The sequence below is a fragment of the Microbacterium sp. SGAir0570 genome (assembly GCF_005491085.2).
GTDB classification, from domain to species: domain Bacteria; phylum Actinomycetota; class Actinomycetes; order Actinomycetales; family Microbacteriaceae; genus Microbacterium; species Microbacterium arborescens.
On the sequence record NZ_CP027929.1, the window covers coordinates 1,440,174 to 1,455,786 of the forward strand.

16 protein-coding genes are annotated in these 15,613 nt (G+C 70.9%); 14 read left to right on the forward strand and 2 right to left on the reverse strand.

Features of this window, described 5'->3' with window-relative positions:
• Positions 1–48: 48 nt before the first annotated feature.
• Together C1N74_RS06800 and C1N74_RS06805 are read right to left on the reverse strand one after the other, a co-directional pair.
• Positions 49–1,311, reverse strand: a complete 1,263-nt coding sequence (locus C1N74_RS06800; RefSeq protein ID WP_023951236.1) for a DUF349 domain-containing protein — start codon at positions 1,309–1,311, stop codon at positions 49–51.
• 68 nt (positions 1,312–1,379) lie between these two features.
• Positions 1,380–1,682 carry a hypothetical protein gene (locus C1N74_RS06805; protein WP_023951234.1) on the reverse strand — a complete coding sequence of 101 codons (303 nt, stop codon included), beginning with the start codon at positions 1,680–1,682 and terminating at the stop codon, positions 1,380–1,382.
• A 100-nt stretch (positions 1,683–1,782) separates the two neighbouring features.
• Here C1N74_RS06805 and C1N74_RS06810 point away from each other — a divergent pair, with 100 nt between their 5' ends.
• The 14 genes from C1N74_RS06810 to nusB all read left to right on the forward strand — a co-directional run bounded on the left by C1N74_RS06810 (position 1,783) and on the right by nusB (position 15,600).
• Positions 1,783–3,108: a replication-associated recombination protein A gene (locus C1N74_RS06810; protein WP_023951232.1), complete on the forward strand. Its 1,326-nt coding sequence runs from the start codon at positions 1,783–1,785 to the stop codon at positions 3,106–3,108.
• A gap of 3 nt (positions 3,109–3,111) precedes the next feature.
• Positions 3,112–4,659: a tetratricopeptide repeat protein gene (locus C1N74_RS06815; protein WP_023951230.1), complete on the forward strand. Its 1,548-nt coding sequence runs from the start codon at positions 3,112–3,114 to the stop codon at positions 4,657–4,659.
• 156 nt (positions 4,660–4,815) lie between these two features.
• Positions 4,816–5,445, forward strand: coding sequence for a 30S ribosomal protein S4 (gene rpsD, locus C1N74_RS06820; RefSeq protein ID WP_023951228.1), 630 nt, complete (start codon positions 4,816–4,818; stop codon positions 5,443–5,445).
• Positions 5,446–5,533: 88 nt separating this feature from the next.
• Positions 5,534–5,836: a hypothetical protein gene (locus tag C1N74_RS06825; protein WP_036304601.1), complete on the forward strand. Its 303-nt coding sequence runs from the start codon at positions 5,534–5,536 to the stop codon at positions 5,834–5,836.
• A 67-nt stretch (positions 5,837–5,903) separates the two neighbouring features.
• Positions 5,904–8,567, forward strand: coding sequence for an alanine--tRNA ligase (gene alaS / locus C1N74_RS06830; protein WP_137750236.1), 2,664 nt, complete (start codon positions 5,904–5,906; stop codon positions 8,565–8,567).
• Complete coding sequence (gene ruvX / locus C1N74_RS06835) at positions 8,564–9,034, forward strand: Holliday junction resolvase RuvX (RefSeq protein ID WP_023951222.1); 471 nt, start codon at positions 8,564–8,566, stop codon at positions 9,032–9,034. Before alaS ends, ruvX begins: the two co-directional genes overlap by 4 nt.
• Position 9,035: 1 nt before the next feature.
• Positions 9,036–10,451, forward strand: a complete 1,416-nt coding sequence (mltG, locus tag C1N74_RS06840) for an endolytic transglycosylase MltG (protein ID WP_137750237.1) — start codon at positions 9,036–9,038, stop codon at positions 10,449–10,451.
• Positions 10,432–11,292 (forward strand): shikimate dehydrogenase, encoded by an 861-nt coding sequence (locus C1N74_RS06845; RefSeq protein ID WP_071918232.1) that lies wholly within the window; start codon positions 10,432–10,434, stop codon positions 11,290–11,292. Before mltG ends, C1N74_RS06845 begins: the two co-directional genes overlap by 20 nt.
• Positions 11,293–11,296: 4 nt before the next feature.
• A complete protein-coding gene (gene aroC, locus C1N74_RS06850) occupies positions 11,297–12,508 on the forward strand; it encodes a chorismate synthase (protein ID WP_023951216.1) in 1,212 nt (403 codons plus the stop codon).
• A complete protein-coding gene (locus tag C1N74_RS06855) occupies positions 12,505–13,014 on the forward strand; it encodes a shikimate kinase (protein WP_064956716.1) in 510 nt (169 codons plus the stop codon). Before aroC ends, C1N74_RS06855 begins: the two co-directional genes overlap by 4 nt.
• Entirely contained in the window at positions 13,011–14,087 is a 1,077-nt protein-coding gene (aroB, locus tag C1N74_RS06860; protein WP_064956715.1) for a 3-dehydroquinate synthase, read from the forward strand. Before C1N74_RS06855 ends, aroB begins: the two co-directional genes overlap by 4 nt.
• A gap of 28 nt (positions 14,088–14,115) precedes the next feature.
• Positions 14,116–14,559, forward strand: a complete 444-nt coding sequence (gene aroQ, locus C1N74_RS06865) for a type II 3-dehydroquinate dehydratase (RefSeq protein WP_114598694.1) — start codon at positions 14,116–14,118, stop codon at positions 14,557–14,559.
• A gap of 53 nt (positions 14,560–14,612) precedes the next feature.
• The gene (gene efp, locus C1N74_RS06870) at positions 14,613–15,173 is read left to right on the forward strand and encodes an elongation factor P (RefSeq protein WP_023951208.1); all 561 of its coding nucleotides are present in this window, start codon (positions 14,613–14,615) and stop codon (positions 15,171–15,173) included.
• Positions 15,174–15,189: 16 nt separating this feature from the next.
• Positions 15,190–15,600 (forward strand): transcription antitermination factor NusB, encoded by a 411-nt coding sequence (gene nusB, locus C1N74_RS06875; protein ID WP_023951206.1) that lies wholly within the window; start codon positions 15,190–15,192, stop codon positions 15,598–15,600.
• The last annotated feature ends 13 nt before the right edge of the window (positions 15,601–15,613 follow it).

Below are 15,613 nucleotides of genomic sequence, written 5' to 3' on the forward strand. Positions count from 1 at the left end.
GGCCTGTGGAGAGCGTCGCCTCCACAGGCCCTTAGCCGGAGACGAGAGTCAGCCGCCGAGAGCGCTGAGCCAGGCCTTGCGTGCGCTGAGCGCTTCCTTCGCCTGTGCGATGGCGCGCTTGTCCCCCGAAGCCTCGGCCTCGGCGACCTCGGCCTCGAGCTTGGCGATCGCGTCGTGGAGCTGCGACAGCATGTCGCCCTGGCGTGCCTTGGTCTCGGGGTTGTTGTTCTTCCAGTCGGCGTCTTCGCGTGCGCGCACCGCCTGCTCGACCTTGCGGAGCTCGTCGTCGAGGGCGCGCTCCTTGTCGCGGGGGAAGATGCGACCGATCTCGTCCCAGCGGCGCTGGATGCCGGTCAGCAGCGCCCGCGCGGCCGCCGTGTCCTTCTCGGCGTTGACGGCAGCGGCTTCGTCGAGCAGCGCGCGCTTGGCGACGATCTTCTCCTGGGATGCCTCGGCGTCGGCCTGCTCCCGCTCGGCGCGGGCACCGTAGAGGGCGTCGCCCGCGGCCTTGAAGCGTGCCCAGAGCGCGTCGTCGGCCTTCTTGCCCGCGCGGCCCGACTGCTTCCACTGCTCCAGCAGGTCGCGGTACGCGCCGATGCCGTCCTCGCCGCGCGGGGCGAGGGCCTCGGCGCGCTCGATGAGCCGCTGCTTGGCGTCGCGTGCGCTCTTGTGGGTCTCGTCGAGGCTCGCGTAGAACTCGCGGCGGTGCTTGTCGATGGTCGAGCGGGCGTCGCGGAACCGCTTCCACAGCTGCTGGCCGGTGCCGCGGGGCAGGCGCGGGCCGTCGGCCTGATGGCGCTGCCATCGCTCGAAGAGATCGTTCACCTCGGCGGACGTCTGCTTCCACTGGATCGACTTCGGGTCGCGTGCGGCGATCGCCTCGATCGCCTCGACGAGCCCCGTGCGCTCGGTGATCGCGGCGTCGAGAGCCTGCTTCGCTTCGGCGGCCTCCGACTCGGAAGCCGCGTCGAGCTCGCCCTCGAGGGCGACCAGGCGCGCCTCGAGCGCGGCCAGGTTGCCGACGGCCGCTGCCCCCGCGATGCGCGAGCGGAGCGTGCTGACGGTCGAGCGGAGATCGGCGGCGGAGGCTCCGCCACGGCGGTGACGCACCTCGATGAGCGTCACCTCGCCGGCGAGGTCGGAGAACTTGCGCTGGAAGTAGGCGAGCGCCTCTTCCGGCGTGCCGTCGGGATACTGGCCGACGACGCGCCACTGATCCCCCTCGCGCACCGAGACGGTGCCGTCGTCATCGACGCGACCCCACGGGGCGTCGTCGGCGGGGGTGATCGTGGAGTCAGGGGTGGAAGTCACGGAAGGCACCTCGTCGCGGCTCGCGCCGCATGGGGGTCAGGTCGGGGGACAGCCTAGTACGGAGGGGGTCAGGGAGTCGGGATCGTTGCCGGAGTGGAATCCGACGGTGTCGGCGTCGGCGATCCCGGCATCGTCTCGGTCGGAGTCGGGGCCGGGGTCTCGGCGGGTGCCGGGGCTCCGGGGCCGGCGGTGAAATACGCGACCTGAGCACCGATCGCGGCGAGGATCAGGACGCCGCCGGCGACGGCGGCGACGATGTTGTCGCGGGTCCGGCGCCCCGCCAGACCCTCGTGGTACTCGCGCCGCGCAGCGTACAGGCGGGCGCGTTCCTGCGCCGCGCGATCGTCCCGGTTCTTGCCGCGACCTGCCACGTTGCCTCCTCCGTGCCCCGTTCCGGGCCGCTCAAGCCTACGGCGCGCGTCGGTACCGCGACAAAATCCCGGTGTCCCCGCGCGCGACTAGCCTGAGGGGATGACCGATTCGAGCGCGCTCTTCTCCGGGCAGACGCCGCTCGCCGTGCGGATGCGACCCACCTCGCTCGACGAGGTCGCCGGCCAAGGGCATCTGCTGCGGCCCGGCTCGCCCCTGGTCGCCCTCGCCTCGCCCGACGGCAACCGAGCGGGAGCGGTCTCCGTCATCCTCTGGGGGCCGCCGGGGACGGGCAAGACGACGCTCGCTCAGGCGATCGCGCGCTCGTCGGGGCGCCGGTTCGTCGAGCTCTCGGCCGTGACCGCCGGGGTCAAGGATGTCCGCGAGGTCATGCAGGAGGCGATGACGCAGCGCGACCTCTACGGCATCTCGACGATCCTGTTCCTCGACGAGATCCACCGCTTCACCAAGGCGCAGCAGGACGCTCTTCTCCCGGGCGTCGAGAACGGCTGGGTGCTGCTCATCGCGGCGACGACCGAGAACCCGTCGTTCTCCGTCGTCGCGCCGCTGCTGTCGCGTTCACTGCTGCTCACTCTCCAGCCGCTCAGCGATGACGACCTCGGCGGGCTCATCGACCGCGCCGTCACCGATGCCCGCGGACTCGCCGGCTCGATCGTCCTCGCCGACGACGCGCGGACCGCCCTCATCCGGCTGGCCTCGGGCGATGCCCGGCGCGCGCTGACCTCGCTCGAGGCCGCGGCCACGATGGCCGAGCCCGGCGATGACGACGACGCGCCGGTGATCACGGCGGACCACGTCGCGCAGGCGGTCGACCGTGCGCTCCTGCGCTACGACCGGCAGGGCGATGAGCACTACGACGTCATCAGCGCCTTCATCAAGTCGATACGCGGGTCGGATGTCGACGCCGCGATGCACTACCTCGCCCGGATGATCGAGGCGGGCGAGGACCCGCGCTTCATCGCCCGGCGTCTCGTCATCTCGGCCTCCGAGGACATCGGCTTGGCCGACCCGCAGGCGCTGACGATCGCCGTCGCCGCCGCCGACGCGGTCGCCTTCATCGGGATGCCCGAAGGCCGTATCCCGCTCGCCGAGGCGACGGCGTATCTCGCCACGACCGCCAAGTCGAACGCCGCCTACAACGCCATCAACGCTGCGATCTCCGACGTCCGCGCCGGCGGCTTCGGTCGCGTGCCCAAGCACCTGCGCGACGCCCACTACGCGGGTGCGAAGCGGCTCGGACACGGCAAGGGGTACGTCTATCCCCACGACCTGGAGGTCGGAGTCGCCACGCAGCAGTACCTTCCCGACGAGCTTCGCGGCAAGCGGTACTACGAGCCGACCAATCGCGGCGTCGAGCGCGAGATCGGTGCGCGCGTCGAGAAGCTGCGGAAGATCCTGGGGGACTGACCCGTGGCCGACCCTGTGCCCCCGTGGACGCTGCTGGGCTCCTCGCCCGCCTTCGACGGATACGTGCGCGTGCGTCGCGACCGCTACCGGCTGCCCGACGGCAGCGAGAGCGACTGGGACGTCGTCGAGGTCGGCGACACCGTCACGGTGGTCGCGGTCACGGCCGATGACACGGTCGTGTTGTTCGATCAGTATCGGGTGGGCCCGCAGCGCGTGCTGGGCGAACTCCCCGGCGGCCTCATCGATCCCGGTGAGGACGCCGTCGCCGCGGGCGTGCGCGAGCTGCTGGAGGAGACCGGGTATCGCGCCGGGGCCGTCTTCGACGCCGGCGCCGAATGGGCGGCGGCGAACGCCCGCCGCCGCCGGCACGTGATCATCGCGGCGGACTGCACCCGCGTCGCCGAGCCCGCGTGGGGCGAACACGAGACCGGGCGGGTGCGGACCATGGCGGCATCCGATCTCGTCGATCATCTGATGGCGGGGGAGACCAGCGATGCCGGCCCGGCCCTGCGCGGGCTGGTCCGATTCGCGGCGAGCCGGGAAGTCGACCCCGAGCTCCGCGACCTGCAGTCGCGCGTACGTCACCTCCTCGCTGCATTCGTCGCCGGTGACAGCGTCGCCCACAGCACAGCAGCCGGCGCCACCGACGCCCACAGCGCCGATCCGTTCGATGCGTTCTGGGGTGCTGCCGCAGGCAAGAGCACCGCAGCTCTGTGGGCCGAGCTCGACGAGCTCGCGGCGGACGCAGACGAGGCGGTCCGCAGCTACGAGCGGGGCTCGCTGCACGATTTCCTCGGCGAGGAGGCCGAGGCGATCCCGCTGTATCGGGCGGCGCTCGAGGCGGGGTTGACCGGTGAGCGGCGCTCGGCGTGCGTCATCCAGTTGGCGAGCTCGCTTCGCAACATCGGCGATCCCTCGGGTGCTCTGGCACTGCTGCATCGCTTTCCCGACACCGATGCGCTCGCCGACGCCGCCCGGGCGTTCGAGGCGCTCGCACTGTTCAGCGATCAGAAGCCCGCGCCCGCGCTCCGGACCGCGTTGCGCGCCCTCGCCCCGCACCTGCCCGCCTACGGGCGTGCGGTGACCGCCTACGCGGACGAGCTGGCTTCGCCGCACCGCATCCGGGCGATCTCCGTGGCCCTCGTCGTCTCCGACGGGTACGTCCTGGCTGAGGAGTACCCCGGCGCACCCGGGTCAGGGCCCTTCCTCCGGGCTCCCGGCGGCGGCATCGAGTACGGCGAGACCGCGGCTGCGGCCATGCGCCGGGAGCTGCGCGAGGAACTGGCCGCCGACGTCGAGCAGCTGCGGCTGCTCACGGTGAGCGAGAACATCTTCGACGACGGCCGCAAGAGCGGCCACGAGATCGCTCATGTCTTCGCCGTCCGCAGCGCCTCGCTCGAGGCTCTGCCGCACGGAGAGCGTCTCCCCGTGCTCGACGGCGACACCACGGTCGGCTGGTATCGCATCGACGACCTGCGTCGGGATGCGACCCCGTTCTATCCGGCCGGCATCCTCGATCTCGTCACCGCGGTCGACGCGGGCACCGTCTGATAGACTCGACCGGCTCGAAGCCCAGTTTTCGGGCATCCCTCTCTTCTGATCAAGACCTCTCGGCGTGCCCCGGCGTGCAGTCCGAGACGGGCGAGGAGGCGGAGATACGTCCGTGAGTCGTGAACGTCGCGACCACGTCATCGGAAGGAGAGCTTCGTGACCACGAAGTCTCAGGACCGCCGCAAGGTCCGTCTGTCGCGCGCCCTCGGCGTCGCGCTGACCCCGAAGGCCGCCCGCTACCTCGAGAAGCGTCCCTACGCTCCGGGCGAGCACGGCCGCACCAAGCGCAAGGCCGACAGCGACTACGCCGTCCGTCTGCGCGAGAAGCAGCGTCTGCGCGAGCAGTACGGCATCCGCGAGAAGCAGCTGCGCATCCAGTTCAACGAGGCCCGCCGCAAGGACGGTCTGACCGGTGAGAACCTGGTCGAGCAGCTCGAGATGCGTCTGGACGCGCTGGTCGTTCGTGCCGGTTTCGCCCGCACGACCGCACAGGCCCGCCAGCTGGTCGTGCACCGTCACATCCTCGTCGACGGCCAGCTCGTCGACCGCCCGTCGTTCCGCGTGAAGCCGGGTCAGCTCATCCACGTCAAGGAGAAGAGCGAGTCGCTCGAGCCCTTCCAGGTTGCAGCCGCCGGTGGTCACGCCGACGTCCTGCCCCCGGTCCCGGGCTACCTCGAGGTCGAGCTCGACAAGCTGCAGGCGCGCCTCGTGCGTCGCCCGAAGCGCGCCGAGGTGCCCGTCACGTGTGACGTCCAGCTCGTCGTCGAGTACTACGCCGCGCGCTGAGTCGCACGGCTCGCTGAGTCTCAGCACTGCCGCGAAGGGCGTCGGGTTCTCCCGGCGCCCTTCGTGCTTTGCACCTAACATGGATGCCATGAAGAACGCGCTGTGGTTCGTTTTGGGCGTCGCCGGCGGTTTCGTCGCCGCGCACGTGGTCAACAAGGATCCGCGCGGTCACGAGATGCTCGCCGAAGTCGATGCGCGGATCTCCGAGTTCGCCGACCGGATCGGCGATGCCTACCGCGAGCAGGAGGCCCGCATCGAGGGTCTCGCGGCGGACGTGAAGGGCGCGGCATCCGACGCCCTCGACTCGGCCGCAGACGCCGCCTCCGACGTCGCGGACGCGGCGCGGGACGCCGTCGCCAAGGCCAAGAGCGCCGCCGACTCCTCAGACTGATACCCGACCCGATTGCGGCGTCGCGCCCCGGGGCGCGACGCCGATGCCTGCCTGCCGAAGGAACCCGATGAAGACCGCCGAGATCGCCCAGCGCTACCTGGACTACTTCGAGAAGAAGGGGCACACGATCGTGCCCTCCGCATCGCTCGTCACCGATGACCCCGCGCTGCTGTTCACCGTCGCGGGCATGGTCCCCTTCATCCCGTACCTCTCGGGCGATGTGCCTGCTCCCTACCCGCGCGCCGCGGACGTGCAGAAGTGCATCCGCACCAACGACATCGAGGAGGTCGGCAAGACCCCTCGTCACGGCACGTTCTTCCAGATGCTCGGCAACTGGTCCTTCGGCGACTACTTCAAAGAGGGCGCCATCTCGTTCGCGTGGGAACTGCTGACCAGCCCCGAGTCGGAGGGCGGCCTCGGGTTCGATCCGAAGGATCTCTGGGTCACGGTCTACGAAGAGGACGACGAGGCCCGTGAGCTGTGGCTGAAGCACTCGACGCTGCCCGATGAGCGCATCCAGCGTCTCGGCAAGGACACCAACTACTGGAGCACCGGGCTGCCCGGTCCCGCGGGTCCGTGCTCCGAGATCTTCTTCGACCGCGGCCCCGCGTACGGCATCGACGGCGGCCCGGCGACCGACGACGACCGGTACGTCGAGATCTGGAACCTCGTGTTCATGCAGTACGAGATCGCCGACGTGCGCTCGAAGTACGACTTCACGATCGTCGGCGAGCTGCCGAACAAGAACATCGATACCGGCATGGGACTCGAGCGGGTCGCCTTCATCAAGCAGGGCGTCGACAACATGTACGAGACCGATCAGGTGCGTCCCGTGCTCGACAAGGCGGTCGAGCTGTCGGGCAAGACGTACGGCGCCGACCACGAGGACGACGTGCGCTTCCGTGTCATCGCGGATCACGTGCGGTCGTCGCTCATGCTGCTCTCCGACGGCGTCACGCCGTCGAACGACGGCCGGGGCTACATCCTGCGTCGTCTGATGCGTCGGGCCATTCGATCGATGCGCCTGCTGGGCGTCGAGGGACCGAGCTTCGCTGAGCTCTTCGCCGCGTCCCGCGACGCGATGAAAGAGGCCTACCCGATCGTCGAGACCGACTACGCGCGACTCTCGCAGTACGCCCTCGCCGAGGAGGCGACCTTCCTGCGCACGCTGGCCGCGGGGTCCGAGCTGCTCGACGAGTCCGTCGCACAGGCCAAGCAGGCCGGCGCGGGCGAGCTGAGCGGTGCACAGGCGTTCCTGCTGCACGACACCTACGGGTTCCCCATCGACCTGACGCTCGAGATTGTCGAGGAGGCGGGTCTCAGCGTCGACCGGGGGGCCTTCGACTCGCTCATGCAGGAGCAGCGCGAGCGTGCCAAGGCCGACGCGCGGTCCCGCAAGGGACAGCTCGCCGACACGAGCGTCTACCGCGACTTCCGCGCTCAGGGTGAGACGGTGTTCACGGGCTACACCGAGCTCGAGACCGGCAGCCGGGTGCTCGGCATCCTGGTCGGCGGTGTCTCCGTCGACCGCGCGAGTCAGGGCCAGATCGCGGAGGTCATCCTGGCCGAGACGGCCCTGTACGCCGAATCCGGCGGACAGGTCGCCGACAAGGGCGTCATCGTGGGCCCGGGCTACGAGCTCGAGGTCCTCGACGTGCAGAAGCCGGTGCCCGGTCTCGTCAGCCACACCGTCGAGGTCACGACCGGCGAAGTGGCCGTGGGTGAAGCCGCCACGACGGTGGTGGATGCCGCGAACCGCCGCGCTGCGCAGCAGGCCCACTCCGCGACGCACCTCGTGCACGCGGCACTGCGTGACACGCTCGGCAAGAGCGCGACACAGGCCGGCTCGCTCAACCGCGCCGGCTACCTGCGCTTCGACTTCTCGTGGGGTCAGGCCCTCTCGCCCGAGACGCGCACCGAGATCGAGGAGATCGCCAACAACGCCGTCCGCGACAACCTCGAGGTCACGACCCGGATCATGTCGCTCGACGAGGCGAAGGCCGCGGGCGCGATGGCGCTGTTCGGCGAGAAGTACGGCGAGACCGTCCGCATGGTCGACATCGGTGGCCCGTGGTCGCGCGAGCTCTGCGCGGGGACGCATGTGTCGTCGAGCGCCGAGGTCGGTCTCATCAATCTCATCGGCGAGTCGTCGGTGGGTGCGTCGAACAGGCGCGTCGAGGCCCTCGTCGGCCAGGATGCCTTCCGCGAGCTCGCCGCCGAACGCGCCATCGTCTCGCAGCTCACGAGCTCGCTGAAGACGCCGCGCGACCAGCTCGCCGCGCGCGTGGCCGAGCTGGCCGCGAGCCTGAAGGCCGCCGAGAAGCGGATCGCACAGTTCGAGGCCCGCGCCCTCGCCGACCGGCTGCCGCAGCTCGTGTCGGCGGCCGCTGCCGCGGGGCCGTTCCAGATCGTCGCCGAGTCGCTGGGGTCAGCGGGGTCGGCGGACGACGTGCGCACCCTCGCGCTGCAGGTACGCGATCGGCTCGGGGCCGACGTGGCGGCGATCGTCGCGCTCGGCGCGGTCGTGGGGGAGCGGCCGGTGGTGGTCGTCGCGACCAATGACGTCGCACGCGCTGCCGGTGCCAAAGCCGGCGTGCTCGCCAAGGCCGCGGCATCCGCTCTCGGTGGCGGCGGTGGCGGACGTGACGATGTGGCGCAGGGCGGCGGAACGGACGCCGCGGCGCTGCCCGCGGCCCTCCGTGCCGTCCGCGACGCGGCGAGCGGCCTGTGAGCGGATTCCGCCCGGGCGTGCGCCTCGGCGTCGACGTGGGCACCGCCCGCATCGGCGTCGCACGGTGCGACCGAGACGGACTGCTCGCGGTACCGGTCGAGACGGTGCCGCGCGGTGAGGGCGACGTGGCGCGCATCAGCGCGCTCGCGGCGGAGTACGACGCGGTGGAGCTCGTCGTCGGCCTGCCGGTCGCCCTCAGCGGACGGGAGACGGCTTCGACGGCCGACGCTCGCGGATTCGCCGAGGCTCTGGCCGCTGCGGGGCACCCCGTCCGTCTCGTCGACGAGCGGCTGAGCACCGTCAGCGCGCACAGCGCATTGCGCGGTTCGGGCCGATCGCAGCGATCGTCTCGTAGCATTGTTGACCAGGTCGCCGCCGTAGTGCTCCTCCAGCAGGCACTCGACGTCGAGAAGAGCACCGGTAACCCGCCCGGCGCTTCCGTCGCATCCTCGCAGGAGCACCCCTGACATGACTGATCGCCCGCCGCACGACAACGCCGTCCCGACGAGCCGACGCGCCGCGCGTGCGGCCGCCCAGAGTCCGGCATCCTCGCCGGGTGGTGCAGCGCGTCCCGAGCAATCCCCGCGCACCGGGGAGGCTCCGCGCCCGGAGCACGTCCCGACCTCCGCTGCCGAGCACCGCGGATCGGTGCACGCGACGGCGTCCCGCGATTGGGCTCAGGGCGAGCAGCCGTCGTATGCGCAGGCGCCGAGGGCCGCTGCGCCTGCGGTCGGCACGCTCGACGCCCTGTTCACGGGGGAAGTGAGCACGCACGAGGTGGGGGCTGTTCCCAGCCGCCACGACCGCGACCGGAAGAAGAGCCGCATCGCGAAGTGGGTCGTGCTGATCGTGATCCTCGCGATCATCGGAGGTATCGGTGCCGGCGCCGCGTGGGTCTGGAGCACCTACGAGACGCAGATCCGCTCCGTGATGGGCTGGGAAGAGCCGAAGGACTTCGAGCCCGGCGAGGCGACGGGCGAGGTGCTGGTCACCGTGGTCGACGGTGACACCGGATCCACGATCTCTCAGACGCTCTTCGACCAGGGCGTCACCAAGACGCCGACGGCGTTCTACGACCACCTCATCGCGACCGCCCAGAACCCGACCTTCCAGCCCGGCGTGTACGCGCTGCAGCAGCGGATGACCTCGGAGGCGGCCCTCGCCCTCATCCTCGACCCGACCAGCAAGCGCCAGAACGCGGCGCAGCTGCGGGAGGGGCTGACGCTGGACCAGACCGTCGAGGTGCTCGCCCAGGGGACGGGGATGCCGGCGGCGGACTTCACCGCCGCGGTCGCCGACCCCTCTGCCTACGGTGTCGCCGCCGCCTCGCTCGAGGGCTGGCTCTTCCCGGCGACCTATCAGTTCGATCCGGGCCTGTCGGCCACCGACATCGTACGGACGATGGTGGACCGGACGATCGAGTCGCTCGACGCCGCGGGAGTGCCGCAGGAGCGCCGCGAGGAGATCCTCACGACGGCGTCCATCATCCAGCGCGAGGCGCGTCTGTCTGACGACTTCTACAAGGTCTCCCGCGTCATCGCCAACCGTCTCGCGGACGGCATGCCCCTGCAGATGGACTCGACGGCGCAGTACGGCTACAACGAGATGCACGACGGTACGGTCAGTTCGTCGGCGGAGGCGCTCGAGGACGACAACCCGTGGAACACCTACGTCCGCGCCGGGCTGCCGGCCGGGCCGATCGCCAATCCCGGCGACGAGGCGATCGACGCCGCCATGCATCCCGCGGACGGGCCGTGGCTCTACTTCGTCACCTGGAACATGGACACCGGCGAGACGATCTTCTCTGCGACCTACGAGGAGCACCAGGCCGGCATCGAGCAGTGGCACGCATGGTGCGACGCGAATGACAACCGCGGCTGCTGAGCCGTCTGCGGGAGAGCCGCGCCGCTTCGAGGTGTGGGGCTCGCCGATCGGTCACAGCCTGTCGCCGGCTCTCCACACCGCGGCGTACGACCGGCTCGGTCTGCCATGGCGGTACGGGCGGCGGCGCGTCGACGAGTCGTCGTTCGCTCGGGAGCTGGCGGCGCTCGGGCCGGAGTGGCGGGGACTGTCGCTGACGATGCCGTTGAAGACGCTCGCGCACGACGCGGCTCGGACGCGGGATGCCGCGGCGACCGCGACCGGCGCGGCGAACACGCTCGTCCGCTCCGGCGACGGCTGGGCGGCGTTCAACACCGACGTGGGCGGGTTGGCGGCCGCACTGACGGAGATCGGGTCCGCCGCTGCGCCCCGTGCCCGCATCGTCGGTGCCGGCGCGACGGCGACATCGGCGCTCCTCGCCCTCGAGCGCATCGGCGTCGGCCGGATCGACATCGCGGCACGACGCCCCGCCGCGGCCGACCCGTTGCTCGCGCTCGCGGCGAGCCGGGGCATTCCGACGACCGTGTCGCCGCTCGATGCTCCCGCGGGGGAGGTCGAGCTGACCGTATCGACCCTGCCGGGCGATGCTCCGGTCTCCGACCCCGACGCCGAGCGGCTCGCCGCGACCGGCGGAACGCTCTACGACGTCGTCTACGGCACGTGGCCCACCGCACTCGGACACGCCTGGCTCGCGGCGGGACAGCCGGCCCATCCGGGCGCGACCATGCTGCTCCATCAGGCGGTGCTCCAGATCCGCATCTTCGCCTCGGGCTCGCCCGACGACCCGCTGACCGGCGAGGAGGACGTCGTCGCCGTCATGCGCCGGTCGCTCATGGGAGGATAGACGAATGCTCCGCGTGCTCACGGCCGGCGAATCGCACGGCCCCGAACTCGTCGCCCTCATGGAGGGTCTCCCCGCCGGCGTGCCCGTCTCGCGCGCCGCGATCCAGGCCGACCTCGCTCGGCGCAAGCTCGGCTATGGCCGTGGCTCGCGCATGAAGTTCGAGGAGGACGAACTCACCATCTCGACGGGCGTCCGACACGGCTTCAGCCTCGGCAGCCCGATCGCCCTGCGCATCGGCAACACCGAGTGGCCGAAGTGGGTCGAGGTGATGAGCCCCGAGCCGATCGAGCTCACGGAACGCTCACGCGGACGGGGCGCCGCCCTGACGCGCCCCCGCCCCGGCCACGCCGACCTCGTCGGGATGCAGAAGTACGGGTTCGACGAAGCCCGCCCGATCCTCGAGCGTGCGAGCGCGCGAGAGACGGCCGCGCGCGTGGCTCTGGGGGCGGTGGCCCGGTCGTTCCTGAACGAGCTCGGCATCCGGCTCGTCAGCCACACGCTCTCGATCGGTCCCGTGCGGGTTCCCGACGGCTCGGCGCTGCCGACGCCCGACGACGTCGACGCGCTGGACGCGGACCCGCTGCGGTGCTTCCACGCCGAGACCTCTGCCGCGATGGTCGCCGAGGTCGACGCTGCGAAGAAGGACGGCGACACGCTGGGCGGGATCGTCGAGGTCCTCGCGTACGGGCTGCCGCCGGGGCTCGGCTCGCACGTGCAGTGGGACCGCCGTCTCGACGCGAAGCTCGCGCAGGCGCTCATGGGCATCCAGGCGATCAAGGGCGTCGAGGTCGGCGACGGCTTCGAGACCACGCGTCGTCGTGGCTCGGCGGCGCACGACGAGCTGTTCGCGACCGACGCGGGCATCGCGCGTTCCAGCGACAAGGCAGGCGGCACCGAGGGCGGGATGTCGACGGGCACCGTCCTCCGCGTCCGTGCGGGCATGAAGCCGATCGCGACCGTGCCGAAGGCGCTGCGCACCGTCGACGTCGCCTCGGGCGATGCGGCCACGGCCCACCACCAGCGGTCCGACGTGTGCGCCGTGCCGGCGGCGGGCGTCGTCGCCGAGGCCATGGTGGCGATCGTGCTCGCCGAGTCCGTGCTCGAGAAGTTCGGGGGCGACAACGTCGCGGAGACCCGCCGCAATCTCGAGGGGTACCTCGCGGCGATCCCCGAGACGCTGCGCTCGGCGGCGCTGAGCGACGACGCGATCGGATGACCGCCCCGGCGATCGTCCTGATCGGGCCGATGGGCGCGGGCAAGTCGAGCATCGGCAAGAAGCTGGCGCGCGTCCTCGGCACGACGTTCACCGACAGCGACGCTCTCGTCGTCCGCGACCACGGCCCTATCGAGCGGCTGTTCGCGGAGCACGGCGAAGAGCGCTTCCGCGAGCTGGAGCGTCTCGCGGTCGCCGAGGCGCTCGCGCGTGGTGGCGTCGTCGCCCTCGGCGGCGGAGCGGTGCTGCACCCCGACACGCGGAGCGACGTCGCTTCGCACCGCGTCGTGCTGCTCACCGTCTCGGAGCAGACGATCGCCTCCCGCCTGGCCGGCACCACGCGCCCGCTGCTCCAGGGCGAAGACCCGGTGAAGCGCTGGCGGGAGGTCGCCGAGGGCCGGCGCGAACTCTACGAGCAGCTCGCCGACGCACGCTTCGACACATCCACCGGCCGGATTCAGGACATCGTCGACGCCATCGCGGCGTGGGCGCAGGAGGGGACGTCATGACAGACACCACCGTCATCACCGTCGGGGGCGCCGCGCCCTACGACGTCACCATCGGGCGCGGCATCCTCCCGCTCGTCGGCTCGGTGTTGCCCGAGGCCGCGCGCAAGGTCCTCATCGTGCACCCCCCGACCCTGTCGGCGCAGGCCGAGCGCCTCCGCGAGACCCTCGGCGGCGACCGTCAGGTGCTGCTGGCGGAGATCCCCGACGCCGAGCAGGGCAAGCGCGTCGAGGTCGCCGCCTTCTGCTGGCAGGTCATGGGCCAGGCGGACTTCACGCGGACGGATGCCGTCGTCGGATTCGGCGGCGGGGCGGTGACCGACCTCGCCGGCTTCGTGGCCGCGACGTGGCTGCGCGGCATCGCGGTCGTCCAGGTGCCCACGACGGTGCTCGGCATGGTCGACGCGGCCGTCGGCGGGAAGACGGGGATCAACACCGCGGAGGGCAAGAACCTCGTGGGTGCCTTCTGGCCCCCCGTCGCCGTGGTCTGCGACCTCGACCTGCTCGACGGGCTCTCGCGCAACGAGCGCGTCGCCGGCTTCGCGGAGGTCGTCAAGGCCGGTTTCATCTGGCACCCCGAGATCCTCGACCTGATCGAGGCGGATCCCGAGTCGGCCGTCGACCCTCACAGCGACGCGTTCCGGCGCAGCATCGAGCTCGCGATCGACATGAAGGCGAAAGTCGTGGGGGAGGACCTGCGCGAAGCGGGGCTGCGCGAAGTCCTCAACTACGGGCACACGCTCGGGCATGCCATCGAGCACGCGGAGCGCTACCAGTGGCGTCACGGGGCCGCGATCTCCGTGGGGATGATGTTCGCGGCCGAGCTGTCGCGGCTGGCGGGGCGGCTTCCGGATGCCGCGGCCCAGCGTCACCGCGACATCCTCGAGACCCTCGGGCTGCCGACGTCGTACCGGGCGGGTGCCTGGCGTCAGCTGCTCGCGACGATGCAGCGCGACAAGAAGACGCGGGGTTCGATGCTACGGTTCATCGTGCTCGACGACATCGCGAAGCCGACCGTGCTGCAGGCGCCCGACGAGTCGCTGCTCTTCGCCGCTTACCAGGAGGTCGGCGCCTGAGCCCGGGCGTCGTCGGTAGGGTGGGCGCGTGAACACCCCCCGCCGCCTGCTGCTGGTCAACGGGCCGAACCTCAACCTTCTCGGCACCCGCGAGCCCGAGATCTACGGACGCGAGACCCTCGCCGACGTCGAGGCGCTCGTCATCGCGACGGCGGCGGAACGCGGCGTCGACGTGCGCTGCGTGCAGAGCAATCACGAAGGCGTCCTCATCGACGCCATCCACGCGGCCCGCGCGGACTGCGGCGGCATCGTGATCAACCCCGGCGGACTGACGCACACCTCCGTCGTCCTCCGAGACGCCCTCGCGGGAGTCTCCCTGCCGGTGGCCGAAGTCCACATCTCCAACGTCTACGACCGCGAGAGCTTCCGCCACCACTCCTACGTCGCCGACGTCGCCTCGGTGCACGTCATCGGTGAGGGCGTCGGCGGTTACGCGCGCGCGACGCGACAGCTGCTCGACATCCTCGCGTAGAATCGATCCTCGGCCCGTCGGCCGCCCGACCACACGAACGGAACTCCACACTCATGGCATCGACCGCAGACATCAAGAACGGCGTCGTCCTCAGCATCGACGGTCAGCTCTGGAACGTCATCGAGTTCCAGCACGTCAAGCCCGGCAAGGGTGGCGCCTTCGTGCGCACCAAGCTGAAGAACGTCGTGTCGGGCAAGACCGTCGACCGCACCTACAACGCGGGCGCGAAGATCGAGATCGAGAACGTCGACCGCCGCGACTTCACCTACCTCTACAACGACGGCGACAACTTCGTCTTCATGGACGTCGACGACTACGACCAGATCACCGTCCCCGCCGTCACCGTCGGCGACGCCAAGAACTACCTGCTCGAGAACCAGCAGGTGCAGATCGCGCTCAACAACGGCAACCCGCTCTACATCGAGCTCCCCGCCTCGGTCGTCCTCGAGATCACGTACACCGAGCCCGGCCTCCAGGGCGACCGCTCGTCGGCCGGCACGAAGTCGGCGACGGTCGAGACCGGCTACGAGATCCAGGTCCCGCTGTTCGTCGAGCAGGGCACGAAGGTCAAGGTCGACACCCGCACGGGTGACTACCTCGGCCGCGTGAACTGACGCCGGCCTTCGTCCGATGAGCGCTCGCTCCAAGGCGCGCAAGCGCGCCCTCGACATCCTCTATCAGTCCGACATCCGCGGCGACGACCTCGGGGTGACCCTCGCCGCCGAGGCCAAGCGCGCGGCGCTCGAGCCCGCACGCGAGGCGTCGTGGCTGTACGCGCGCGAGATCATCGACGGGATCATCGACAACCGCGACGACATCGACGAGCAGATCACCACCTTCGCGAAGGACTGGTCGCTCGCGCGGATGCCTGCGGTCGACCGGGCCATCCTGCGGCTCGGGGTCTGGGAGATCGTGTACAACGACGCCGTCCCCGCGGCCGTTGCGATCGACGAGGCCGTCGAGCTCGCGAAGGAGTTCTCGACCGACGGGTCGAGTGCCTTCGTGCACGGCGTGCTCGGCCGGGTCGCGCGCCTGGGCTGACCGACGTCGGAGG

Coding starts and splice junctions, on each gene's coding strand:
- aroC (WP_023951216.1), top strand. CDS start 11,297: ATGCTCCGCGTGCTCACGGCCGGCGAATCGCACGGCCCCGAACTCGTC.
- C1N74_RS06855 (WP_064956716.1), top strand. CDS start 12,505: ATGACCGCCCCGGCGATCGTCCTGATCGGGCCGATGGGCGCGGGCAAG.
- C1N74_RS06825 (WP_036304601.1), top strand. CDS start 5,534: ATGAAGAACGCGCTGTGGTTCGTTTTGGGCGTCGCCGGCGGTTTCGTC.
- nusB (WP_023951206.1), top strand. CDS start 15,190: ATGAGCGCTCGCTCCAAGGCGCGCAAGCGCGCCCTCGACATCCTCTAT.
- efp (WP_023951208.1), top strand. CDS start 14,613: ATGGCATCGACCGCAGACATCAAGAACGGCGTCGTCCTCAGCATCGAC.
- mltG (WP_137750237.1), top strand. CDS start 9,036: ATGACTGATCGCCCGCCGCACGACAACGCCGTCCCGACGAGCCGACGC.
- aroB (WP_064956715.1), top strand. CDS start 13,011: ATGACAGACACCACCGTCATCACCGTCGGGGGCGCCGCGCCCTACGAC.
- alaS (WP_137750236.1), top strand. CDS start 5,904: ATGAAGACCGCCGAGATCGCCCAGCGCTACCTGGACTACTTCGAGAAG.
- C1N74_RS06810 (WP_023951232.1), top strand. CDS start 1,783: ATGACCGATTCGAGCGCGCTCTTCTCCGGGCAGACGCCGCTCGCCGTG.
- C1N74_RS06845 (WP_071918232.1), top strand. CDS start 10,432: ATGACAACCGCGGCTGCTGAGCCGTCTGCGGGAGAGCCGCGCCGCTTC.